Source organism: Pseudomonas sp. 01L34 (assembly GCF_056400265.1).
In genome coordinates, this window is record NZ_JBFTSX010000005.1 from 624,113 (window position 1) to 648,933 (window position 24,821).

Sequence of the window (24,821 nt, forward strand, 5' to 3'; positions counted from 1 at the left end):
TATGGCTGATGGCGCCAAGATCGTGGCTCAATCGATCCCGACAAACCCGCCGGTCTGGTGTTGCCATAACCGTGCATACAAACCGCCATGGGCCAGCAGTTCGGCGTGGCTGCCGGTTTCGGCGATCTTGCCGTTTTCCAGCACCACCAACCGGTCCATCCGGGCAATGGTCGAGAGACGGTGAGCGATGGCGATCACGGTTTTGCCCTGCATCAGGGTTTCGAGGCTTTCCTGGATTGCTGCTTCGACTTCCGAGTCCAGTGCCGAGGTCGCTTCGTCCATGATCAGGATCGGCGCGTCCTTGAGCAGCACCCGGGCGATGGCAATCCGCTGACGCTGGCCACCGGAGAGTTTCACCCCGCGCTCACCGACATGGGCATCGAAACCGGTGCGGCCTTCGGAGTCCGACAGCAGCGGGATGAACTCGTCGGCACGGGCCTTGCGCACCGCTTCCCAGAGTTCGGCGTCGGTGGCGTCGGGTTTGCCATACAGCAAATTGTCGCGGATCGAGCGGTGCAGCAGTGAGGTGTCCTGGGTGATCATGCCGATGCGTTCGCGCAGGCTTTCTTGCCCGACTTCGGCGATGTTCTGGCCGTCGATGAGGATCCGCCCGCCCTGCACGTCATACAGGCGCAGCAGCAGGTTGACCAACGTCGATTTGCCGGCGCCGGAGGGGCCGATCAGGCCGATTTTTTCGCCGGGCTTAATGGTCAGGTTGAGGCCGCCGATGATCCCGCTCTTCTTGCCGTAGTGGAAATCGACGTGTTCGAAACGCACCTCGCCACGGGCCACTGCCAAGGGTTTTGCCTGTTCGCGGTCGGTGACGCTGACCGGTTGGGCGATGGTCTGCAAACCGTCCTGGACCATGCCGATGTTTTCGAAAATGCCGTTGACCACCCACATGATCCAGCCGGACATGTTGACGATGCGGATCACCAGCCCGGTGGCCAAGGCAATCGCGCCCACGCTGATCAGTGACTGCGTCCACAGCCACAGGGCCAGCCCGGTGGTGCCGACGATCAAGAGGCCGTTCATGCTGGTGATGACCACGTCCATGCTGGTGACCACACGGCCGGCCAGTTGGGCTTTTTCGGTCTGTTCCGCAATGGCTTCGCGGGCGTACTGCTGTTCGAAGTTGGTGTGGGCGAACAGCTTGAGGGTAGTGATGTTGGTGTAGCCGTCGACGATCCGCCCCATGAGTTTGGAGCGCGCATCGGAGGACACCACCGAACGCTCTTTCACCCGCGGCACGAAGTAGTAGAGCGCGCCGATGTAGGCGGCGATCCAGATCAGCAGCGGGATCATCAGTCGCCAGTCGGCTTCGGCGAACAGCACCAGCGAGCTGATCGCATAGATCAGCACGTGCCACAGCGCATCCACCGCTTGCACGGCAGAGTCGCGCAGGGAGTTGCCGGTTTGCATGATGCGTTGGGCGATGCGCCCGGCGAAGTCGTTCTGGAAGAAATTCAGGCTCTGTTTGAGCACGTAACTGTGGTTCTGCCAGCGGATCAGGCTGGTCATGCCGGGACTCAAGGTCTGGTGCACCAGCATGTCATGCAGGGCGAGGAACAAGGGGCGCAGAATCAGCGCCACCGCTGCCATCCAGGCCAATTCCACGCCGTGGACCTTGAAGAAGTCAACGTTGGATGTGCTCTGGGTCAGGTCGATGATGCGACTCAGGTAGCTGAACAGCGCCACTTCGATCAACGCGCCGAACAGGCCGACGACCAACAAAACGGCGAAGATTGGCCAGACCTGCTTGAGGTAGTAGGTATAGAAGGAGAGAACCCGACTCGGTGGAGCCGCCGTCGGGGCGTCGCGGAAAATGTCGATCAGTTTTTCGAAACGGCGATAAAGCATCGGTTCTCCGCCCGTGTACGGGCTCTCCTTTAAACGATATGAGCGGCGCCGGATATCGACCGGCCACCGCTCAAGACTGCCGGTGTACTCAGTCGATGCGCTTGGCCGACTTGATCAGCACCGGGTCGACAGGCACGTTCTGCATGCCTTGTTTGGTGGTGGTCTGAGAGTTGACGATGATGTCCACCACGTCCATGCCCTTGACCACTTTGGCGAAGACGGCGTAACCGGCGTCGCGACCCGGATCGAGGAAGGCGTTGTCGGCCACGTTGATGAAGAACTGGCTGGTGGCCGAATCCGGGTTCGAAGTACGCGCCATCGACAGTGTGCCACGCACGTTATGCAGGCCGTTGCTGGCTTCGTTTTTGATCGGTGCCTTGGTTTCCTTCTGTTGCATCTGTGCAGTGAAACCACCGCCCTGAGCCATGAAGCCCGGGATCACACGGTGGAAGATCGTGTTGTTGTAGAAGCCACTGTCGACGTACTCAAGGAAGTTCTTGGTACTGATCGGCGCCTTGACCGGGTCCAGTTCGATTTCGATCTGGCCGTTGGTGGTCTCCAGCAGCACGTGCGGTGCCTTGGCCGGCGTGGCGGCCATCAGGTTGGCGGCAAACAGAACGGAGCCGGCGACGAGGGCGATTTTTTTCAGCATGGGTCAGTGATCCTGAGTGGTGGTGTCGACTGCGGTGAGAAACTCGAGCAGCGTTTGGTTGAAGCGTTCGGGTTGATCCAGCGGGGTGGCGTGGCGCGAATCGGCGATCACCACCAGCCGCGCATCGGGCAGCAGTTTTACATAGGTTTCTTTCAGCGCGACCGGGGTGTAGTCACGGTCGGCGCTGACGACGAGGGTTGGACACGAAACCCTGGAAAGTCGTTCCTGAACCCCCCAGCCAACGATGGCATCGAAGCTGGCGAGATAAGCATGTTTGTCGTTTTTTGCCCAGCGCGCCGCTATTTTTTGTCGTAACGAAGCTTGTTCCGGCTTGGGAAACAGTTTGGCGCCCAGGGCCTTGCCGATGGTGCCCATGCTCAGCACGCGCATCAGGCTCCAGCGTTTGAACCACTGCCAATAATCGTTGCGGCTGCGCCGTTTGACCTCGGGCGCGCTGTTGACGATGCACAGGCTCTTGAGCAGTTGCGGCTGGTCCACCGCCAGTTGAAAAGCGATCATGCCACCCATCGAAAGCCCCACAAGATGTGCAGGGCCAAGGTTCAAGTGTTCGATCAGCGCGATCAGGTCGGCGCTGAACCCGGCGATGCTGTAGCGCTCGCGGGGTTTGTCGGAGCGCCCGTGGCCGCGCACATCCGGCACGATCACCCGATGGTGGGCGGCGAGCGCCGGGATCTGCATTTCCCAGTCCTGGGTGCTGGAGCCCAACCCGTGAACCAGCAGCAACGGAGTGCCGTGGCCATATTCCTCATAGTGCAGGTTGCAACCTTCATGTTCGAAATAGGCCATGGGTACACTCCGTGTCAGGCTTGTTCGGGCGCGGCGAAGGGCGCATCCAGCGGCGCGGTGTCAAAGGTGCGCAGCAGTTCGATGAGAATCTGCGTGGCCGGGCCCAAGGGTTTGTCCTTGTTCGAATACAGATAGAAACTCGGGTTGCGGCTTCCGCCCTGATCCAACGGTAGCACTTTGAGCGTGCCTTCCTTGAGTTCGCGCTCGATCATGTGCCGGGGTAGCCAGGCGAAGCCCAGACCGCTGCTGACGAAGGTCGCGGCAGTGGCCAGGCTGCCAACGGTCCAGCGCTGTTCGGCACCGAGCCAGCCGACATCTCGCGGTTGCTGACGGCCGGAGTCGCGGATCACCACTTGCATCTGGCTTTCCAGGTCCTGGAAGCTCAGCTCGCGATTCAGACGATGCAGGGCATGTTCGGGGTGGGCGACCGCGATGAATTCGACATCGCTCAGCTCCGCGCCCAGGTAGCCGGGAATACTGAAACTGGTAATGGCCAGATCAGCCACGCCTTCGAGCAATACTTCTTCCACCCCCGATAACACTTCTTCACGCAGCCGCACCCGGCAACCGCGACTTTGCGGCATGAACGCGGTCAAGGCGCGGACGAGGCGGGCGCTCGGGTACGCGGCGTCGACCACCAGCCTTACCTCCGCTTCCCAGCCTTGTTCCATGTGGTGGGCCAGGTCTTCAAGTTGGCTGGCCTGTTTCACCAGTTGCCGGGAGCGGCGCAGCAGCACGCCGCCGGCCTCGGTGAGCACCGCTTTGCGGCCATCGATGCGCAACAGCGGTACGCCGAGTTGGTCCTGCATGCGCGCTACGGTATAGCTGACCGACGATTGCGAACGGTGCAGCACTTCGGCGGCCTGGGCGAAACCGCCGTGATCGACCACGGCCTGCAACGTTCGCCATTGATCAAGGGTCACGCGGGGCGCTTTCATGTTGAGCTCCTCTTGTCCTAAGCTGGCAGTTCTTATTGGAGACTGCCGAATGAAAAAAATCTGTTGTGTGATGGCGGGGTGTGCGGTGTTGGCGATGTTGCCTCTGACTGCGTTTGCCTATCCGATCGATGTCAATAAACAGCTCAACGGTTTGAAGGTCGACTACAACGCCTACGACACGGACGCTGACATCGGTTCCATTCAGGTCAACAATTACGGCGACACCGACGTCACTTGCAAAGTGGTTTTCAATAACGGCCCGGAAGCGCCACGCACCCGCAAGATCGACGTACCCGCCGGCAAACACAAAAACGCCACGGCCAAGTTCACCCGCACCATCATCAAGCTTCGTATCGACCTGACTTGCACCCCGAAATGACCTCAAGCGGAGCATGTCGCCTGGGCATGCTTCGCTTATAAACGAATTTATCGATGCTTTATAGCAGTTATTTGCGCTTTTTCATCGATATGACTCTGTTTAACCTTCACTCCATCGACCTACAGCATTCTCAGATGGAGGCTACATCCCATGTCCCGCGTTCTGATCATCGAAAGCAGCGCCCGTCAGCAAGACTCGGTTTCCCGCCAGCTGACCCAGACCTTCATCAGCCAGTGGAAAGCCGCACACCCGGCCGACCAGATCACCGTCCGTGACCTGGCCGTCAACCCGGTGCCGCACCTGGACATCAACCTGCTGGGCGGCTGGATGAAACCTGTCGATCAACGCAACGAGATCGAACAGGCCTCGCTGGAACGCTCCAACCAATTGACCGACGAACTGCTGGCCGCCGACGTGCTGGTGATGGCAGCGCCCATGTACAACTTCGCGATTCCGAGCACCCTGAAAGCCTGGCTTGACCACGTGCTGCGTGCCGGCGTGACTTTCAAATACACCGAGACCGGCCCGCAAGGCTTGCTCAGCGGCAAGCGTGCCTACGTGCTGACCGCTCGCGGCGGGATCTACGCCGGCAGCACCGCGGATCACCAGGAACCCTACCTGCGTCAGGTCATGGGCTTCATCGGCATCCACGACGTCACGTTCATTCACGCCGAAGGCATGAACCTGGGCGGCGACTTCCAGGAGAAAGGCCTGAACCAGGCCAACGCCAAACTGGCCCAGGTCGCCTGAGTCGTTAATCGCCAGATAATCGCTGGATGGTCTAGTGACCTGGCGCGACCCTTCAAGCCTGCACGCGCATCGAACCTCCCTTTGCACTTATTGCTCCTGAGTGCTCTAGCCCGATTGAACGCTTTAGCGAGATCGGGCTTTTTTTTGCCTGGGATTTAGTGGGCGCTGATGATTCTGTGGGACCGGGCTTGTTGTTGGCTGAGCGTTCGCGATAACGGGCAAAAACCGCTATCGTCGCCGCCATTCAAAACGAGGCGAGCATGGGCTATCTACTTTTTGTCACGCTGATCCAGGCGTTTTCCTTCAGTTTGATCGGCGAGTACCTGGCCGGTCATGTCGACAGCTACTTCGCGGTGCTGGTGCGAGTGCTGCTGGCGGGGCTGGTGTTCATTCCGCTGACACGCTGGCGTTCGGTCGAGCCGGCATTCATGCGCGGGATGTTGTTGATCGGCGCGCTGCAGTTCGGTGTGACCTATGTCTGTTTGTATTTGAGCTTCCGCGTGCTGACGGTGCCGGAAGTGCTGCTGTTCACCATCCTCACGCCGCTGCACGTGACTCTGATCGAAGACGCACTGAACCGGCGCTTCAATCCGTGGGCCTTGATCGCGGCATTGGTGGCCGTGGCGGGTGCGGCAGTGATTCGCTACGACCGGATCAATCCGGACTTCTTCATGGGCTTTTTGTTGCTGCAACTGGCCAACTTCACCTATGCCGCCGGGCAGGTGCTCTATAAACATCTGGTGGCCCGCCATCCGAGCGATCTGCCGCATTATCGGCGTTTCGGCTACTTCTATCTGGGCGCATTGGCGGTGGCATTGCCGGCATTTCTGCTGTTCGGCAAACAGAACTTCCTGCCCGAAGCGCCGCTGCAATGGGGCGTGCTGCTGTTCCTCGGTCTGGTCTCGACCGCGCTGGGCTTGTACTGGTGGAACAAGGGCGCGTGCCTGGTGAATGGCGGGACGCTGGCGGTGATGAATAATCTGCATGTGCCGGTGGGGTTGCTGATCAATTTGCTGATCTGGAATCAGCATGAAGAGTTGGGGCGGTTGTTGTTGGGTGGATCGGTCATTCTGGCGGCGGTGTGGATCAGCCGGTTGGGTGTACGCCAACCCGTCATTGCACACTAAACCGGGTTAATTCGGCGCCAACTGCGCCACCAGAAACTCAATAAACGCCCGGGTCTTTTGTGGTACGCGACGCGAGGAAGGGTAAACCGCGTTGATGGTAATCGCTGGTGCCTGCCACTCGCACAGCACCGGCACCAGGCGGCCTGCCGCCAACGCGCCTTCCACAATGAAATCAGGCAACAGGGCGATGCCCATCCCGGCTTCGGCGGCCTGAGCGAGCAAGTCGCCGTTGTTGGCGTGCAACGGGCCGGAAACGTTGACCCGTTGCGTCTCCTTGCCATTGCACAACTGCAGGCTCACGCCGCTTTGCAGATACCCGTAATTCAGGCATTGATGCGCGCGCAAGTCTTGCGGGGTCCGCGGTATGCCTGCACGCGCCAGATAGGCGGGGGAGGCCACCATGATCCGCGGTGCCGGTGCCAGTTGCCGGGCGATCATGGTCGAGTCTGGCATGCTGGCGATGCGAATCGTCACATCGAAGCCGCCACGCACTGGATCGACCTGTTGATCGCTGAGCACCAGTTGAAGCTCGATGTTCGGATGCTGCTCATGGAACAGCGGAATCAACCGTCCAAGGCGATGCAGGCCGAACGACATCGGCGCATTCACCCGCAACACCCCACGTAGCTCGCCGATGCCGTCTCGAGCGCGCTGCTCGGCCTCGTCCAGCGCGGACAACACCTCCCGCGCCGCCTCGAAATACTCGGCGCCAGCCTCGGTCAAGTGCAGGCTGCGCGTAGTGCGCTGCAGCAATTGCACGCCGATTGCTTCCTCCAACGCCTGAATCTGTTTACTCACCTTTGATCGCGGCACGTCCATCGCGCGAGCGGCAGCTGCGAAGCCGTTCTCGCCAACCGTCACGACAAAGGCGCGCATGCATTCGATCCGATCCACGATTGTCCCTTTTTTAGAATCAATTATTCTCGATTTTAGGGAATTGTCCCTTTTTTATCTAGCCCGTAAAGTTACTTCCAAGCCAGCAAGCAAACAGCTTGAGGCAAGTGACTCACCCAATACTCATTAAACAAATCGACATCAAAAGGAACGCGCCATGTCTAACCGTGAATTGCTCAACCCAACCAACTCCGCCCTGATCCTGATCGACCACCAGCCGCAAATGGCGTTCGGCGTGCAGTCGATCGACCGTCAGACCCTGAAGAACAACACCGTGGGTCTGGCGAAGGCCGCGAAGATTTTCAACGTGCCGACGATCTACACCTCAGTTGAAACCGAAAGCTTCAGCGGCTTCATCTGGCCGGAGTTGCTGGCTGTTCACCCAGAGCAGAAGCCGATCGAGCGCACCTCGATGAACTCCTGGGAAGACAAGGCGCTGGTTGACGCGGTGAAAGCCACCGGCCGCAAGAAGCTGATCATTGCCGCGCTCTGGACTGAAGTCTGCCTGACCTTCCCGGCGCTGGAAGCCCTGGCTGAAGGCTACGAGGTGTACATCGTGACCGACGCGTCTGGCGGCACCACCAAAGAAGCTCACGACATGTCGGTGCAGCGGATGATTCAGGCAGGCGCGGTGCCGGTCACCTGGCAACAAGTGCTGCTGGAATACCAGCGTGACTGGGCACACAAAGACACTTACGAGGCGGTGATGGAACTGGTGCTGGAGCACAGCGGCGCGTATGGCATGGGCGTGGATTACGCCTACACCATGGTGCACAAGGCGCCGCAGCGTCAGGTCAAATAACACCGTTACCCTTGTAGGCGCATGGCTTGCCCGCGAAGGCGGAGTATCAGTCGATAACTATGTTGACTGACACTCCGCCTTCGCGGGCAAGTCGGATCGCCGCACCGCTCGCTCCTATAGGGGCGGTGTTTACATGATGTGTTTTTCCGGCTCCGGAATGTGGCTCGCGCCTAACATGGCCGGAAGCAATCCGGCCCTTAAATCCCCGCCACTCGGCTGCTGATAAAGACTCAATCCGAACTCCGGCAGTACCGCCAGCAGATAATCGAAAATATCCCCCTGAATCCGCTCGTAATCCGCCCACGCCGTGGTGCGGGTGAAACAATAGATTTCCAGCGGAATCCCCTGCGCCGTCGTCTGCATCTGCCGCACCATGCAGGTCATGTTCTGCTGAACCTCCGGGTGACTTTTCAGATACGCCAGCGCATAGGCGCGGAAGGTGCCGATGTTGGTCATCCGCCGACGGTTGGCCGCCATCGCCGCGACGTTGCCCTGGGCTTCGTTCCAGGCCTTGAGCTCGGCTGTCTTGCGGCTCATGTAGTCGGTCAGCAAATGCACCTGGGACAGTTTCTGCTCTTCATCATCGCGAATGAAGCGTACGCCGCTGGCGTCGATGAACAGGCTGCGCTTGATCCGGCGCCCGCCGGACTGCTGCATGCCGCGCCAGTTCTTGAACGACTCGGACATCAGGCGCCAGGTCGGGATCGACACAATCGTCTTGTCGAAATTCTGCACCTTGACCGTGTGCAAAGTGATGTCCACCACGTCACCGTCGGCACCGACTTGCGGCATCTCGATCCAGTCGCCGACCCGCAGCATGTCGTTGCTGGTCAGTTGCACGCTGGCGACGAATGACAACAGGGTGTCCTTGTAGACCAACAGAATCACCGCCGACATGGCGCCCAGACCCGACAGCAGCAACAGTGGCGAACGGTCGATCAACGTGGCGACGATGATGATCGCGCCAAACACGAACAACACCATTTTCGCCAGTTGCACATAGCCTTTGATCGAGCGGGTGCGGGCGTGTTCGGTGCGGGCATAGATGTCCAGCAGGGCATTGAGCAACGCGCTGATGGACAGCACCAGGAACAGGATGGTGAACGCCAGCGCCACGTTGCCGAGGAAGTTCATGCTGGTCTTGCCCAACTCCGGCACCAGGTGCAGGCCGAACTGGATGACCAGCGATGGCGTCATTTGCGCCAGGCGATGAAACACTTTGTTGTGGCGAAAATCGTTGACCCAGTGCAACGCCGGCTGGCGGCCGAGCATTTTGGTCGCATGAAGAATGAGGTAACGCGCCACTCGTCCGAGCACCAGCGCCACCACCAGCAGCAACATCAGCGCGAGTGTGGAATGCAGGAGCGGGTGCTGATCAAGGGCACCCCAGAGGTCTTGGGCGTTGAGCCAGAGCTGTTTGATATCCATGAGTGAAAACGCTTCTTCTGTAGGGCGCGACGGGGCGATTAGAGCATTTAAGAGGTTGCGGATGACGTTTTGAGACAAATCAGGCAACAAAAAAGCCACTGTTTGCAGCCGTTTGTATAAAGAAACTCGGCCTTAGCGCTCGAAACCGTTACCCTATGCAGCTGTTTTTTTGTATTTCTTCGAGGTAGCACCCGTGTTTTCCCAATTCGCCCTGCACGAACGTCTGCTCAAAGCCGTGGCCGAGCTTAAATTTGTCGAGCCAACGCCTGTGCAAGCAGCGGCTATTCCGCTGGCGCTCCAAGGGCGTGATCTGCGGGTGACAGCGCAAACCGGCAGCGGCAAAACCGCAGCCTTCGTTTTGCCGATCCTCAACCGCTTGATCGGCCCGGCCAAAGTCCGCGTCAGCATCAAGACCCTGATCCTGCTGCCGACCCGCGAGCTGGCCCAGCAAACCATCAAGGAAGTCGAGCGCTTCGCGCAGTTCACTTTCATCAAGTCCGGTTTGATTACCGGCGGTGAAGACTTCAAGGTCCAGGCCGCCATGCTGCGCAAGGTGCCGGACATCCTGATCGGTACACCGGGCCGGATGATCGAGCAACTGAACGCCGGCAACCTCGACCTCAAGGAAGTCGAAGTGCTGGTGCTCGACGAAGCCGACCGCATGCTCGACATGGGTTTTGCCGAAGATGTGCAGCGTCTGGTGGATGAGTGCACCAACCGCCAGCAGACCATGCTGTTCTCCGCCACCACCGGCGGTTCGGGCCTGCGCGAGATGATCGCCAAGGTCCTGAACAACCCTGAGCACTTGCAGCTCAACGCGGTCAGCCAGCTGAACGACACCACGCGTCAGCAAATCATTACCGCTGACCACAACCAGCACAAAGAACAGATCGTGAACTGGCTGCTGGCCAACGAGACCTATCAGAAGGCCATCGTGTTCACCAACACCCGGGCCATGGCCGACCGTATCTACGGCCGCCTGGTGGCACAGGAATACAAAGCGTTCGTCCTGCACGGCGAGAAAGACCAGAAAGACCGCAAACTGGCCATCGACCGCCTGAAGCAGGGCGGGGTGAAAATCCTCGTCGCCACCGACGTCGCCGCCCGCGGTCTGGACGTGGAAGGCCTGGACCTGGTGATCAACTTCGACATGCCGCGCAGCGGCGACGAATACGTTCACCGCATCGGTCGCACCGGCCGCGCCGGCAACGATGGCCTGGCCATCTCGCTGATCTGCCACGGCGACTGGAACCTGATGTCGAGCATCGAGCGCTACCTCAAGCAGAGCTTCGAGCGCCGCACCATCAAGGAAGTCAAAGGCACCTACGGCGGACCGAAAAAGGTCAAGGCCTCGGGCAAAGCCGTTGGTGTGAAGAAGAAAAAGGTCGACGCCAAGGGCGACAAGAAGAAAACCGGCGCCAAGGCCCCGACCAAGCGCAAGATCGCCAACCGCCCGAAGACCGACGCCCTGTCGCTGGTCAGCAAGGACGGCATGGCGCCTTTGAAACGTCGCAAGCCGGAAGCGCCGGCGGCTGAATAAAGCGTCGTAGCGATCCAATAAAAACCCGGACAGTGTCCGGGTTTTTTTACGTCAAAAGATCTTGCCATCTAACCCCCGGCTTTGTTCTTCGCCGATTCCAACTCCTTCAAACGCTGATCGATCACCTGGCACTTGTCCGGCAAATCCTTGCTGGCCATCTCCAGGTCCATCTTCTGCAACTCGTCATTGATCTCCTTGGCCTTGGCCGGGTTCTGCTCAGTGATCTTGGCGACTTCCTTGGCCAGTTGTTCACGCTTGGCGGTGGCTTCCTCGGGAGGGCACGCCCAGACGGGGAGGGAGCAGGTGAGGGTGGCGGCGAGGGTGATTTTTAGCAGAGTTTTCATAGGTTGTGCCTCAGTTTCCGGTTAAGGCGGGTTATCCGGTTGAGGGGCGAGGGGTGTGAAAAGTTCAGCTTCCGAGAGCTACAGGCATGTTTGCGGGGTTGGCATAGGAGATTTACTAATGCTTATCGCCACCCCTACCGTTCGTCGGCCTCCCCACCAGAATGGATCCATTTATTGACGTCAAAATAGTGGCCATCTAATATCGCGCCACTATTGTGCTATCACTCTCCATTCGAGGGATCGAACATGTATCCACCCGCCCTCGTGGCGAGGTTGTGCCTGGCTTTGCTGTGCCTTTCTCCGCTGAATCTTGCTCACGCTGCCCCCACCCCCGGTGAAACCGATCTGATCCGCGAACGTCAGGACCGCTTGCTCGACGAGCAGCGTCGGCGTCTCGAGGAGCTCAAGGAATTRCCCGGCAAGGCAGCCMAACCCGCGCCCGCGACGGCCCCGGCCGACGCCCGTTGTTTCCCCATCAAGGACATCGAACTCAAAGGCGCCGACAGTCTTTCGGACGGCGAGAAAAATCGCCTGCTCAAGCCTTACATCGGTCAGTGCCTGGGCGTCACGCAGCTCAACGAGTTGCTGAAAGTCATCACCGATCACTACATCGAAAAAGGCCTGGTCACCAGCCGTGCCTACTTGCCGCAGCAGGATTTGTCCGGCGGGCATTTGAAGGTGCTGGTGGTCGAGGGCCGGCTCGAAGGGTTGAAGGGCGCGGAGGGCAGCCAGCTGTCGGAGCGCGAACTGGGGATGGCTTTCCCCGGCCAGAGCGGTGAGCTGGTCAATCTGCGGGAAATCGAGCAGATGGTGGATCAGCTCAACCGCTTGCCGTCGAATCAGGCGCAGATGGAGTTGTCGCCGGGCAAGAACGTCGGTGGCAGCGAGGTGCTGGTCAAGAACACCCCGCAGAAGCCGTGGCGTGTCGGGTTGTCGCGCAGTAACGACGGCCAGCGCAGCACCGGCGAGCAGCAGTGGGGCACGACGTTTGACTGGGACAGCCCGCTGGGCCTGGCCGATCAGTTGATGCTGCGCGGCGGTCATGATGCGGTGAGCGATCACCTGCACACCTCCAACAACGCGCTGCTCAATTACAGCGTGCCGTGGGGCTGGTGGAACTTCAGTTACACCTACAGCCAGAGCGAGTACCGCTCGCAAGCCCAGGCCAACGGTTTCAATTTCAAGCAGACCGGCGACAGCGAAAACCATCAGTTGCGCGCCGAGCGGGTGATCCATCGCGACGCCCTGAGCAAGACCTCCCTCAGCACCGGYCTSTCGTACCTGCGCACCAACAACTTCATCGAAGACAGCAAGCTCAAGCTGAGCAGCAACCGCATCAGCGAAGCGCAGTTCGGCATCAACCACGGTCGGCGGGTCGGCAGTGCCTTCGTCAACCTCGACCTGGGCATGCAACAAGGCATCGGCGCGTTCGACGCCCAGGGTAACGGYGATCCGGGCCCCGGCGAGCCGAACGCGCGTTACCGCAAATACACCGCCACCGCGAGTTATCTGCAGCCGTTCAAGCTGTGGGGCGAGTCCTTCAGTTTCAGCAGCCTGATGACCGGCCAGCGCAGTGAAGACGTGCTGTTCAGCCCGCAGCGCACCAGCCTYGGCGGGCAGTCGTCGATCCGTGGCTATAAGGACCAGTCGTTGTCCGGTGACAGCGGCGGCTACTGGCGCAACGAACTGCGCTGGAGCCATCCGATCACTTTGGAATGGCTGCGCCCGGTGTTCGCCGAGTACGGCACCAGCCTCGGTTACGACCAGGGTGTGATCCGTGGCGACCGCTATAACGGCGATCAGCACGGGCGCATGTCCAGCGATTCCGTGGAGTTGTTCGCCCGTCGCTAGCCAGCCCTCGGCTGCGGTCAAAAATCGCGAGCACTTCTGGGGCATGCCCAAGCGCGGGTTGGCGTTCCTGTTGGCCAACGTCATGTTCTGGCAACCGATGTGGGCTCAGGCCGACGGGATCGTGGTGGCCACGCCCGGCACCAGCCTCGGCCAGGCGGGCAACGGCGTGCCGATCATCCAGATCGCCACGCCCAACGGCACGGGCCTGTCGCATAACCAGTTCCACGATTACAACGTCGGCAGCCAGGGGGTGATCCTCAACAACGTCGCCGCGCAGACCGGCGCGACGCAACTGGGCGGGATCATTGTCGGCAACCCGAACCTGACCAACGGGATCGCGGCGCAAACCATCCTCAACGAAGTGGTCGGCGGCAGTCCCAGCCAGTTGCGCGGCTACACCGAAGTGGCGGGGCAGTCGGCACGGGTCATCGTCGCCAACCCATACGGCATCAGCTGCAACGGCTGCGGCTTCATCAACACCCCGCGCGTGACGTTGACCACCGGCAAGCCGGTGCTCGACGGTAGCGGTCGCCTCGATCGCTTCCAGGTCGATCAGGGCAGCGTCACCATCGACGGCGCCGGGCTGAACGCCAACAACGTCGACCAGTTTGAAATCATCACCCGCAGCGCGAAGATCAACGCCGAGATCCAGGCGAAAAACCTGACCATCGTTGCCGGTCGCAACGACGTCAACGCCGACAGCCTCAACGCCACTGCTCGCGCCGATGACGGCAGCGCCAAACCACAACTGGCGATCGACTCCTCTGCGTTGGGCGGCATGTACGCCGGGGCGATCAAACTGGTCGGCACCGAAGCCGGGGTCGGGGTGAAACTCGACGGCAACCTGGCCGCCAGCGGTGGTGATATCCAGCTCGACGCCAACGGTCATCTCAGTCTCGCGCAAACGTCGGCCACGGGCGCCGTGAACGTCAAAGCGGCCAGCCTTGATGCGCGCGGTCCGGTTTATGCCGGTACGGCGCTGAACGTGCAAACCCAGGGCAACCTGACCAACCAGCAAACCCTCGCGGCCCGGGACAGCATCGCGCTGACGGCCGGCGGTGTGCTGACCAACAACGGCATCATCGAAGCCGGGGTCAACGCCGACACCAGCCGCAATGCCAGCGGCGATGTGAATCTGAATGCGCAGAATTTCACCAACACCGGCAAGAGCGTGGTGGCTAGCCGCAACCTGACGGTCAATACCGCGCAGACGTTGAATAACCAGGGCGGCACTTTAAGCGGGCAGAAAAAAACCAGCATCACTGCTACTACGCTGGATAACCAGAACAAGGGCCGAGTATTGGGCAGCGGCACTCTGGAGCTGAAAGCCACGCAGGTTCTCAACACCCAGGGCGTCATTACCAGCAACGGCAACCTCACGGCCAATCTCGGCCACCTGAACAACCACAATGGTGAAGTTTCCAGCGCCGGCACCACCACCGTCACCGCCACAACACTGGACAACAGTGACGGCCAGGTCACGGGCGACGTAGCCCTGAACATTGGCTTGATCGGCGCCCTGAATAACCAGAACGGTGTGCTGGGCTCCGGCCAAAGCGTGAGCATCAGCGCCGCCAGCCTGGATAACAGTCATGGCGGCAGCCTGGTTAGCGACGGCAGCTTCACCGCACGCATCAATGGCTTGTTCGATAACCAAAATGGCGACCTGAGTGCCAAAGGCGTGGTCGACCTGCAAACCGGCAGCCTCGACAATCGCAATGGCAGCCTGACCGGCAAGGATCGCCTGACCCTGCGCAGCGATTCACTGGATAACCGCACCGGCAAAGTACGCGCTGGCAAAGACCTGCAACTGACCGTCGGACAACTCGATAACCGCCAGCAAGGTCTGCTCAACAGCCAGGCGGCCATCAACTTCAACGGCACTCATCTGGATAACCGCGACGGTTTGCTCAGTGCAGCGGGGGCGGTGCAACTGGAGTCGGCCAGCGTCGACAACAGCGGCGGCCGTATCTCCAGCAAAACCGATCTGACGGCCAAGGTTGCACAGTTCACCAACCAGGGCGGTGAGCTTGTCGCTCAAGGAATGTTGACCCTCAATGGCAAGGGGCTCGATAACCGCAGTGGCGGGCTGGTAGGCGCGACAAAAGCGCTGAAACTCAATGTCGATGAGGTGGACAACCGCGGCGGCGAAATCTCCAGTGCCGTTGATGTGGCCATCGAAGGCCAAAGCCTGAACAACAGTGACAACGGCAAGATTCTGGCTGGCACCGAGCTGGGCCTGAAAGTGGCGCAGATCATCAACCAGAACAAGGGGCTGTTGTTCGGCAAGGGCGCCACGACAGTGACGGGGCAGAATCTGGACAACAGCGGTGGCAGCCTGGTCACTCAGCTTGGGCTGGATATCCGCCTCGACAACGCGCTAAGCAACATCGAAGGCCTGATCAGCAGCGAAGGCACCCTGACAGTTAACGCGGTCAGCCTCGACAATACCCGCGGCAGCGTGTCGAGCGCCGGTGCGTTGGCGCTAACGACGACGGGAGTGTTGAACAATCAGGGCGGGTCGATCACCACCGACAGCGGCCTGACCCTCAACAGTCAAAGCCTGAACAACAGCCAGAACGGCCTGCTCAGTGGCAAGAACGCGACCGCTGTCACCACAGGTACGTTCGACAACACTCAGGGCGGTCAATTGATCAGCGGCGATACGCTCGACCTGACCGCGACCCAGGTCAGTAATGGCGTTGCCAGCCGAATCGCCAGCGATAAGGCCCTGACCGCCAGTGTCACCGGTTTCGATCAACAGGGCGGTCAGCTGTTCAGCAAAACCGCCCTGAGCCTGGACTTGAATCACGGCCAACTGAACAACCAGAACGGGTTGATCAATGCACCGTTGCTGATGTTGAAAAACCTCACGGACGTCAACAACCGCAACGGTGAAATCTCCAGCGCCCAGGCCTTCACACTGGCCGCCCGGAACCTGGATAACGGTAACGGCAAGCTGATCAGTAATCAGGGGCTGACGCTGCACATCGATCAACTGCTCGCCAGCATCAAGGGCCTGATTTCCGCACAGACCCTGGAGGTGCACAGCGCGCGCCTGGACAACACCGGCGGCTTGATCAGCAGTCATGGCACCCTCGGGATGACGGTGGACGGTCAGATCGTCAATCAGGACGGCACGTTCATCGCTGACGGTGACGTGAACCTCAGCGCCGATAGCCTGGACAACACCCGTGGCCAGATCGCCGGTAAAACCGATGTCACGGCCAACGTTGCGACTTTGAACAACCAGGGTGGGCAACTGATTGCCACCGGTGGCCTGACACTGACCGGTACCAGCCTCGACAATCGCAACAGCGGACTAGTCGGCGCGACCAATGCGCTGCAACTGAACGTCGGATCGGTCGACAACCGTGGTGGCGAGTTGTCGAGCAAGTCGAACGTGACCCTGATCGGTAACCGTCTGGACAACAGCGATGGCGGCCAGGTATTCGCTGAAGGTGCACTGTCCCTGACAGTCGAAAACATCATCAACCGCGCCAAAGGCCTGCTCTCGGGCAAGGCCGACCTGACATTGACCGGACGCGATCTCGACAACAGTGGCGGCTCGCTGTTAAGTCAGAAAAACCTGACGCTCAATCTCACGGGGGACCTGAACAACAGCCAGGGTCTGCTCAGCGCTGAAGGCTCACTCGGGGTCACGGCCGCCAGCCTGACCAACACCCTGGGCAGTGTTTCCGCGGCAGGGCCGCTGACGTTGACCACCACCGGCGCCATTCTCAACCAGGGCGGCGAGATCGTCACGGATGCTGGCATCACACTCAACAGTGCCAGCCTCGACAACCGCAATAACGGCAGCATCAGTGGCAAGGGGGCGGTGATCGTCAACACCGGCGCACTGGATAACAGCCACGCCGGTCGCTTGAACAGCGGCGCCAGTCTGGACCTGACCACCACCCAACTGACCAACCAGGATGGCGGTCGTATCGCCAGCGTTGGTGCCCTGACTGCCAGCGTCACCGGCCTGGATCAGCAAGGCGGGCAACTGTTCAGCAACACGTCTCTGACACTGGATCTGAACCAGGGTCAGCTGAACAACCAGAATGGTCTGATCAGCGCGCCGTTGTTGATGCTCAAAAACCTCACCGACGTTAATAACAACGGCGGCGAAATCTCCAGCGCCGAGGCTTTCACCATCGCTGCTCGCAGCCTGGACAACAGCAACGGCAAACTGCTGAGCAATCAGCCCCTGACCCTGCGCATCGATCAGGCACTGACCAACCTCAAAGGCCTGATCGCCGCCGCAGCACTCGACGTCAAAGCCGCCAGCCTGGACAACAGCGGCGGCACGCTGACCAGCCGCGCCAACCTCGACCTGAGCCTCGACGGGCTGCTGACGAACCAGAACCAGGGGCTGATCAACGCCACCACGGAGCTGACAATCAACAGCAGCGGTCTGAATAACCAGAACGGTTCTTTGCTGGGCAGCGCCATTGCCATCGACTTCGGGGCGGCTACCGGCGACCTGAACAACGGTGCCGGCCTGATCACCACCACGGGTTTGCTGAGTCTCAAGCACCTGCGTGACCTGAACAATCGGAACGGCGAAATCTCCAGCAGCCAGAGCCTCGATCTGACGGCCCGCGCACTGGCTAACAACAACGGCAAATTGATCAGCAATAACCTGCTGACGGTCAACGCCGACACGGTACTCAACCAGGGCGGTCTGATCTCCGGCTGGCAAGGCCTGAGCCTCACCAGCAACAGCCTGGACAACCGCAACAAAGGCACGCTGTCGAGTCATGACAGCGATGTGGCCGTCACCGTAAGTGGTGCCATTCTCAACAGCGGCGAAGGTGCACTGGTCAGCCGGAAAACCCTGAGCGTCAACGCGTCGAGCCTGGACAACAGCAACGGCGGCATTCTCTCCAGCGGCGGCAATCAGACCCTGACCCTCAGCGGCCTGCTGAACAATGCTCAGGGCGGCTTGATCGACAGCGGCGCAACCCTGGCGATGCAGGCGATGACCCTGGGTAATGCCGGCGGCACCGTCAACGCAAAACAGGACCTCAGTTTCACCGGCACCACACTGGATAACACCGGCGGCAATCTGATCGGCAACGGTGCCGTGACCCTCGACCTGCTCGGCGCCCTGACCAACACCAACGGCAAACTGGCCAGCGCCGGCCCACTGCTGGTGCAACGCGCCACGCAAATCAATAACCAGGGCGGTCAAATCGCCAGCCAAGGCTTGATGACGCTGCTCACCGGTGGCCTGGACAACCGCAATCTCGGCACCATCGCGGCCAATGATCTACTGACCATCACCACGGGCGGCACGCTACAGAACAGCGCCGACGGCCAGATCTACAGCCAGAATGGCGACCTGCAAATCCAGGCCGCCAGCCTCGTCAACGCCAAGGGCACTCTGCAAAGCCAGGGGGCTTTGAACCTCACCATCGGCGGCGATATCGACAACCAGAGCGGCCGCATTGTCGCCAAGGACGGTGACCTGTCGATCAAGGCCGGCAATCTCGATAACCGCGGCGGCGTGCTCGCCAGCCTGCAAGCTGCGTTCACGGCCAACCTGACGGGTGTGTTGAAAAACGGCTATGACCTGAACAACAACCGCCGCAGCGGCGTCACCCAGGCCCAGCGGCTGAACCTGACTGCGCTGGCCGGTATCGACAACTACGGCGGGCGTATCGCTGCGCAAAGCGGCGACGCGATCATTGCCACCGGTAACTTCGACAACCGCAATGGCGGCCTCTATGCCAAAGGCAAGGTCAGCGTCACCGGCAACAACTTTGACAACAGCGGCGACAATGACGGCCAGATTGCCGGTCAACAGATCGACCTCACCCTCAGCGGTGCCCTGAACAACCGACTGGGCATCATCGAGAGCGACAGCACCCTGTCGATCAAGGCTGCCAGCCTCGACAACCAGACCGGTCAACTGCGCGCCCTCGGCGACAAAGGCAAAACCAGCTTCCAGATCGGTGGCCTGTTCGACAACCGTAACGGCACCCTGGAAAGCGCCAACACTGACCTGACCATGGCAGTGGGCAGTTTCCTCAACGGTGGCGGCAGTCTGCTGCACGTGGGCAACGGTACTTTCGACATTTCCACCGCCAACGTCACCGGCGCCGGCGGCACCATCGTTACTCGCGGCGGCCTGACCCTCAACGCCGACAGCTGGACCAACAGCAACGTCATCCAGGCTGGGCGCCTGACCGTTAACGTCAATAGTTTCACCCAGACGGCGAGTGGTCAGTTGCTGGCCTCGGATAGCCTCGTCGGTACCGGTGTCAACTGGTTCAACGAAGGATTGATTGCCAGTGACGGCAGCATGAACGTGGGGCTGAGTGGTGCTTACTGGGGGGCTGGTCGTCTTAGCAGCCAAGGGGCCCTTGGCCTGAATGCCGCGCAAGTGAGCCTCAATAGCGTCACCTCCAGCATCGCTGGCGGTGGCAACACCACGCTCAATGTCAGTGGTCAACTGGATAACGCCGGTCGCCTCACTTCGGGCGCCAACCTGACGGTTAACGCCGGCGGGATCAACAACTTCGGGACGCTGGCCAGCGCTCAACAACTGACCGTCACCACCGGTTCGCTGGTCAACAGTAACGGGCTGATCTTCAGTGGCGGCAACATGGGCCTGCGGGTCAATGCGCTGAACAACAGCTACGCCAACATCTACAGCCTGGGCAACCTGACGATCGACCGTAACGGTCAAGGCGCCCAGGCCGCCAGCATCGTCAACAGTTCGGCGTCGATTCAAAGCGACGGCAGCATGAGCCTGGCGGCGAGCACGATTCAGAACATCCGCGCGGTGCTGACCACCAATAACCAGGGTATCTACACCGCCCGAATCGGCGAAATCACCTGTATCGAAGGGGTGAACGCGGGCGACTGCAGCGGCAAGCAAAACCATGTTTGGGAGATCGTGCAGCGCGACAAATTTGAAGTCACTGATGCCAGTGCCGCGTCCAGCATCACGGCGGGCGGGGACCTTACCCTGACCGGTGGTGACCTGCTGAACCAGAGCAGCACCATCGCCACCGGCGGCAATCTGAGCGCCTCGCTGGTCAACCTGACCAACAGCGGCATCGAGACCGGCGAAACCGAGACCACCCGGGTATTTCGCTCCGAACGAACTCGCAACGCAGGCGGATGGTACAACGCGGCCAGTAATTTCACCGACAAGTACTGGTTCGAAAGCGCGGGCTACACCCCCAACGACCTGGGCGGTCTTGAGGCCGGAATAGCCAACTTTATCGGCATGACCGAAGTGGAGTATCCGAACTTAGGCAGCACCACGAAAATCTCGTCCAGCGACCAAAGTTACGCCGCCGTGATCCAGGCTGCTGGCGCGGTCAACATCAACGCCCAGAACAATATCGATAACAGTGTCGTACGCCCTGGCTACACCTATGTGGGCAGTGGTCCGCGCACGGGCACCGGTGCTGCGGGCAGCCAGTTCTCCACGCGCATCACCCTCAATCAACAATTGCCGCCCAACCTGGCCCAACAGCAAGTCAACCCGCTGGCCTTGCCCGGCTTCGCTCTGCCCACCGGGCAAAACGGCCTGTTCCGCCTGAGCGGCCAAGACAGCAGCACTCCAGTGGCCAGCGGTCCGCAAAGCTGGACCATGGGCGGCGGCAGCGTCAGCACGACCCAGCGTCAGCAACCGCTGCAAAGCGTCCAGCCACGGAACATTCTACCGGTCAGCAACACTCAGGCCTCCGCCAGCAGCGTTGACCTGAAGCCTGTTGATTATGTGGCGTCGAACGTGGGCGTCGGTGCCAGCGCGATCGACGTCAGCGCACCGGCTGCCAATTCAACCGGCTCGACACTGCCTGGTCGTTCCACGGCCTTTACCATCAATCGCGTCCAAGGGTTGCCGGCCAGCAGCGGCCAGTCCAAACCCCAGAAATACCTGATCGAAACCAACCCGGTACTCACCGACCTCAAGCAATTCATGAGCTCGGACTACCTGTTGTCGAACCTCGGCTACGACCCCGACCAAAGTGCCAAGCGCCTGGGCGATGGCCTTTATGAACAACGCCTGATCCAGCAAGCAGTAGTGGCGCGTACCGGTCAGCGCTTTATCGATGGCCAGACCAGCGACGAAGGCTTGTTCAAATACTTGATGAACAACGCCGTCGCCAGCAAAACAGAACTCAACCTGTCGCTGGGCGTCAGCCTGACCTCCGAACAAGTCGCGGCCCTGACCCACGACATTGTGTGGATGGAAAATGCCGAGGTGAACGGCGAGCAAGTGCTGGTGCCGGTGTTGTACCTGGCCAACGCCAACAATCGCCTGGCCGCCAACGGTGCCCTGATCCAGGGCAGCGACGTGACCCTGATCGCCGGCAAAGACCTGAACAACGCCGGCACCTTGCGCGCCTCCAACAACCTGTCGGCCACCGCCACCAACGATCTGGTCAACAGCGGCCTGGTGGAAGCCGGCAATCGCCTCGACCTGAAAGCCGGCAACAACATAGTCAACAAGGCCGGCGGCATCATCGCCGGCCGTGACGTCACGTTGACCACCACCCGGGGCGACGTGATCAACGAACGCACCGTCACCACTCATGAAAGTGGCAGCGGTTATCGCGACGAGCGGACTGACTTCGCCGACAGCGCCGCGCGCATCGAGGCCGCCAACGACCTCACCGTGAAGGCGGGGCAAGACATCAACATTGTCGGTGGTGTCATGCAAAGTGGTCGGGACATGAGCCTGAATGCAGGTCGAGACCTCAATGTGGTCTCGACGCAGGTCACCAACAGTGTGTTCAAGGATAGCAATCACAACAGCAGCGACATCACTCAACTGGGCGCCAGCATCAGCGCCGGACGTGACCTGTCGGCGGATGCCAAGCGTGATATCAACGTCATCGCCAGCCAGATCGATGCCAAGCGCAACATCGCCATGACGGCGACCGACAACCTGACCATCAGCTCGGCAGCGGATGAAGAGCACTCCCTGTCCAAGAGCAAAAAACTCACAGTCCAGGAAGACCACGTCAGCCAGGTCATGTCGGGTGTCACGGCGGGCGGCAATGTGAAGTTGGATGCCGGTAAGGATCTCGCGGTTATCTCCAGCCGCATTACCGCAGGCGATGAGGCTTACCTGGTGGCGGGTGACAACCTCGATATTCTTGCGGCGAAAGACAGCGACTACTCGCTGTATGACATGAAGAAAAAGGGCTCCTTCGGCGCGAAGAAAACCAAACGCGATGAAGTTACCGATGTGAAATACATCGGCAGTGAAATCACCACAGGCGGCAACTTGACGCTGACCAGCGGCGGGGATCAGCGCTATCAGGTGGCGAAGTTGGAGAGTGGCAAGGACATCACGCTGGACAGTGGTGGCTCCATCACGTTTGAAGCGGTCAAGGACCTGCATGACGAGAGCCACACCAAGAGCGACAGCAACGCTGCCTGGAACTCGATGAAGGGCAAAGGCAACACGGATGAAACCTTGCGTCAAAGTGAGTTGGTGGCCAACGGCGCGTTGGTGATCAAGGCGGTGAATGGTCTCAAAATCGATATCAAGCAAATCGATCAGAAGAGCGTCAGCCAGACCATCGATTCCATGGTGGCGGCCGATCCTAAGTTGGCCTGGTTGAAAGAGGCCGAACAGCGAGGCGATGTTGATTGGCACCGTGTGGAAGAAATCCACAAGAGCTTCAAATACTCAAGTTCGGGACTCGGCGTCGCCGCACAACTGGCCTTGGCAATCTTGTTGGCAGCGGTCACGGGCGGGGCAGGAGCCGGGTTGATAGGTGCCACAGCGGGTACCTTTTCAGCAGGCTTTGCCAACGCGGTATTGATCGCGGTGGAAACTACGGCAGCCAACAGCGCCATCAGTAACAAGGGCAACTTGGGGGCAGTCTTAAAAGACACCTTCAGCAGCGAAAGCCTCAAAGGTTACGTGCTCTCCGGGGTGTTGGGTGGAATTGGCAGCAGCACCAGCCTGGGTTATGACCCAAGCAAAATTGGGTTCGACTTGGACAGTCTTGGCCAAGTCGTTCTCAAGGCCAGTGCAGACACCGTGGCCCAAACCGTCCTCCAGGGCGGCAGTCTGAGCGACAACTTTGTCGACAACCTGCTGGGTGCCATCGTTAATATTGGTGGTGCCATTGCGGCCAATAAAGTCGGCAACCTGAATCTAGTCGACGGCAGCCCGACAAAGATCGCGGCGCATGCGCTGGTCGGTGGTTTGAAGTCGATGGCCATGGGGGGCGACTTCAAGACGGGCGCGTTGGCCGGCGGCGCCAACGAAGCGATGGTGCAGTACCTGGCGGATTTGATCCTTCCGGACAACTATGACCCGAACATGCCGGGTGCCGATCAGGCCAAAGCCAACTTGTTGGCGATGTCGCAGTTGCTGGCGGTACTCACGGCAGTCGTTTCAGGCACTGATCCAAACATTGCGGCGAACATCGCTGCCACGGCCACCCAATACAACTACCTGTCTCACTCGGATCTGGAGAGGGCGGCAAACGAGTTGAAGGGCTGCGGGAGTGACTCCGCATGTATAAACAAGGCGTATGCCGACTATCACGAACTGAGCCGCCAGCAGGATATTGATGCGGTCGCGCAATGTGCAGCGAATCCTGCCAACTGTGCTTCCATCTCCAAGCGTGTCGCCGAGGCTGAGAAGCAAACCCAAAGTCTCAAAGACATGGCCGCTTCGGCATCGCCTGAAGCCGTCAAGATCTTTGATCGGTTGATCACGGAGAACAACGGCTTCCAGAACATGCTCGCGGGAGTTACCGCCGGGCATTCGGTCGATGCGATTGCCGATACCCTTGTTCAAAAGTTTGGCTTCAGCCACGAGGCCGCTGTTGCTGCCGTCGAGAATGTTGCGACATTCGTGGCCGGGTGGAATCCGATCGTCAAGCCTGTGGGGGTGGGTGGTGGTAAGGGCCCGACCAAAGAAGGCGGATCGGGGACGAAAGGTGGGACGGATGCTTCCGGGAATGGCACTGGTGGTGTAAAAGGCGGGGTACGGGAGCCAGTAGCCAACCCGACACCTGCGCAGGTTGCCACTGCTGATAAGTTGGGTGTTGATCCTCGGTGGGTGAAACCTGACGGAAGTCCCGATTGGCCAACAAAAGCAAATAATGGTTTTGACGGAGGGTTCAATGGGCCTCCGACGATTACTGCGCTTCAGCCGGGCCATACGTTTGACAGGTATGGTGGCCGTTTTGATGAGAAAGGTAACTTTACTGATCAGGGTAAATTTGTGGCCCCGATAGACGTGCCGTTTGATCAGCGCGCCTTGCCTGACTCAAGTCTGAAATCACCCTATAGGCAGTATGAGGTCTTAAAGCCTATCCCAGAGGTAAACTCTGGAAGCGCGGCTCCTTGGTTTGGAAAGCCTGGCATGGGGACTCAGTATCAATTACCTATGAGCATTGATGAGTTGGTGAAGGAAGGTTTCATCAGACCGATAAAATAACCTGAGGGTAGCAAC

At 59.9% G+C, this 24,821-nt stretch carries 13 protein-coding genes and 1 pseudogene; 7 read left to right on the forward strand and 7 right to left on the reverse strand.

Going from position 1 to position 24,821, the window contains the following annotated elements:
* Nucleotides 1-27 precede the first annotated feature (27 nt).
* From AC1DQM_RS18550 to AC1DQM_RS18565, 4 genes are all read right to left on the reverse strand, one after another.
* Nucleotides 28-1,860 carry an ABC transporter ATP-binding protein gene (locus AC1DQM_RS18550; RefSeq protein ID WP_018926733.1) on the reverse strand — a complete coding sequence of 611 codons (1,833 nt, stop codon included), beginning with the start codon at nucleotides 1,858-1,860 and terminating at the stop codon, nucleotides 28-30.
* An 88-nt stretch (nucleotides 1,861-1,948) separates the two neighbouring features.
* Entirely contained in the window at nucleotides 1,949-2,512 is a 564-nt protein-coding gene (locus tag AC1DQM_RS18555; RefSeq protein ID WP_007934039.1) for a peptidylprolyl isomerase A, read from the reverse strand.
* A gap of 3 nt (nucleotides 2,513-2,515) precedes the next feature.
* The gene (locus tag AC1DQM_RS18560; RefSeq protein ID WP_064619649.1) at nucleotides 2,516-3,319 is read right to left on the reverse strand and encodes an alpha/beta fold hydrolase; all 804 of its coding nucleotides are present in this window, start codon (nucleotides 3,317-3,319) and stop codon (nucleotides 2,516-2,518) included.
* A 14-nt stretch (nucleotides 3,320-3,333) separates the two neighbouring features.
* On the reverse strand, nucleotides 3,334-4,257 hold the full coding sequence (locus tag AC1DQM_RS18565; RefSeq protein ID WP_018926731.1) for a PA3225 family LysR-type transcriptional regulator: 924 nt from the start codon (nucleotides 4,255-4,257) through the stop codon (nucleotides 3,334-3,336).
* A 49-nt stretch (nucleotides 4,258-4,306) separates the two neighbouring features.
* Between AC1DQM_RS18565 and AC1DQM_RS18570 the strand changes: the two genes are divergently transcribed.
* From AC1DQM_RS18570 to AC1DQM_RS18580, 3 genes are all read left to right on the forward strand, one after another.
* On the forward strand, nucleotides 4,307-4,636 hold the full coding sequence (locus AC1DQM_RS18570; RefSeq protein ID WP_007934049.1) for a hypothetical protein: 330 nt from the start codon (nucleotides 4,307-4,309) through the stop codon (nucleotides 4,634-4,636).
* A gap of 150 nt (nucleotides 4,637-4,786) precedes the next feature.
* Nucleotides 4,787-5,386 carry an FMN-dependent NADH-azoreductase gene (locus AC1DQM_RS18575; protein WP_018926730.1) on the forward strand — a complete coding sequence of 200 codons (600 nt, stop codon included), beginning with the start codon at nucleotides 4,787-4,789 and terminating at the stop codon, nucleotides 5,384-5,386.
* Nucleotides 5,387-5,646: 260 nt separating this feature from the next.
* On the forward strand, nucleotides 5,647-6,513 hold the full coding sequence (locus AC1DQM_RS18580; protein WP_019580786.1) for a carboxylate/amino acid/amine transporter: 867 nt from the start codon (nucleotides 5,647-5,649) through the stop codon (nucleotides 6,511-6,513).
* A gap of 6 nt (nucleotides 6,514-6,519) precedes the next feature.
* Here AC1DQM_RS18580 and AC1DQM_RS18585 read toward each other — a convergent pair whose 3' ends face one another.
* Nucleotides 6,520-7,407 carry a LysR family transcriptional regulator gene (locus tag AC1DQM_RS18585; protein WP_064619646.1) on the reverse strand — a complete coding sequence of 296 codons (888 nt, stop codon included), beginning with the start codon at nucleotides 7,405-7,407 and terminating at the stop codon, nucleotides 6,520-6,522.
* 157 nt (nucleotides 7,408-7,564) lie between these two features.
* Between AC1DQM_RS18585 and AC1DQM_RS18590 the strand changes: the two genes are divergently transcribed.
* Nucleotides 7,565-8,209, forward strand: coding sequence for a hydrolase (locus AC1DQM_RS18590; RefSeq protein ID WP_007934054.1), 645 nt, complete (start codon nucleotides 7,565-7,567; stop codon nucleotides 8,207-8,209).
* 129 nt (nucleotides 8,210-8,338) lie between these two features.
* On the opposite strand, the gene AC1DQM_RS18595 is transcribed toward AC1DQM_RS18590, so the two are convergent.
* Nucleotides 8,339-9,637 (reverse strand): mechanosensitive ion channel family protein, encoded by a 1,299-nt coding sequence (locus AC1DQM_RS18595; protein ID WP_018926727.1) that lies wholly within the window; start codon nucleotides 9,635-9,637, stop codon nucleotides 8,339-8,341.
* 193 nt (nucleotides 9,638-9,830) lie between these two features.
* On the opposite strand from AC1DQM_RS18595, the gene AC1DQM_RS18600 reads away from it, so the two are divergent.
* Complete coding sequence (locus tag AC1DQM_RS18600; RefSeq protein ID WP_007934066.1) at nucleotides 9,831-11,177, forward strand: DEAD/DEAH box helicase; 1,347 nt, start codon at nucleotides 9,831-9,833, stop codon at nucleotides 11,175-11,177.
* A gap of 68 nt (nucleotides 11,178-11,245) precedes the next feature.
* Here AC1DQM_RS18600 and AC1DQM_RS18605 read toward each other — a convergent pair whose 3' ends face one another.
* Nucleotides 11,246-11,521 carry a hypothetical protein gene (locus tag AC1DQM_RS18605; protein ID WP_477746646.1) on the reverse strand — a complete coding sequence of 92 codons (276 nt, stop codon included), beginning with the start codon at nucleotides 11,519-11,521 and terminating at the stop codon, nucleotides 11,246-11,248.
* A gap of 246 nt (nucleotides 11,522-11,767) precedes the next feature.
* On the opposite strand from AC1DQM_RS18605, the pseudogene AC1DQM_RS18610 reads away from it, so the two are divergent.
* Together AC1DQM_RS18610 and AC1DQM_RS18615 are read left to right on the forward strand one after the other, a co-directional pair.
* A pseudogene (locus AC1DQM_RS18610) lies at nucleotides 11,768-13,366 on the forward strand (ShlB/FhaC/HecB family hemolysin secretion/activation protein); the annotation flags it as partial.
* 49 nt (nucleotides 13,367-13,415) lie between these two features.
* Entirely contained in the window at nucleotides 13,416-24,806 is an 11,391-nt protein-coding gene (locus AC1DQM_RS18615) for a two-partner secretion domain-containing protein (protein ID WP_477746682.1), read from the forward strand.
* Nucleotides 24,807-24,821 lie beyond the last annotated feature (15 nt).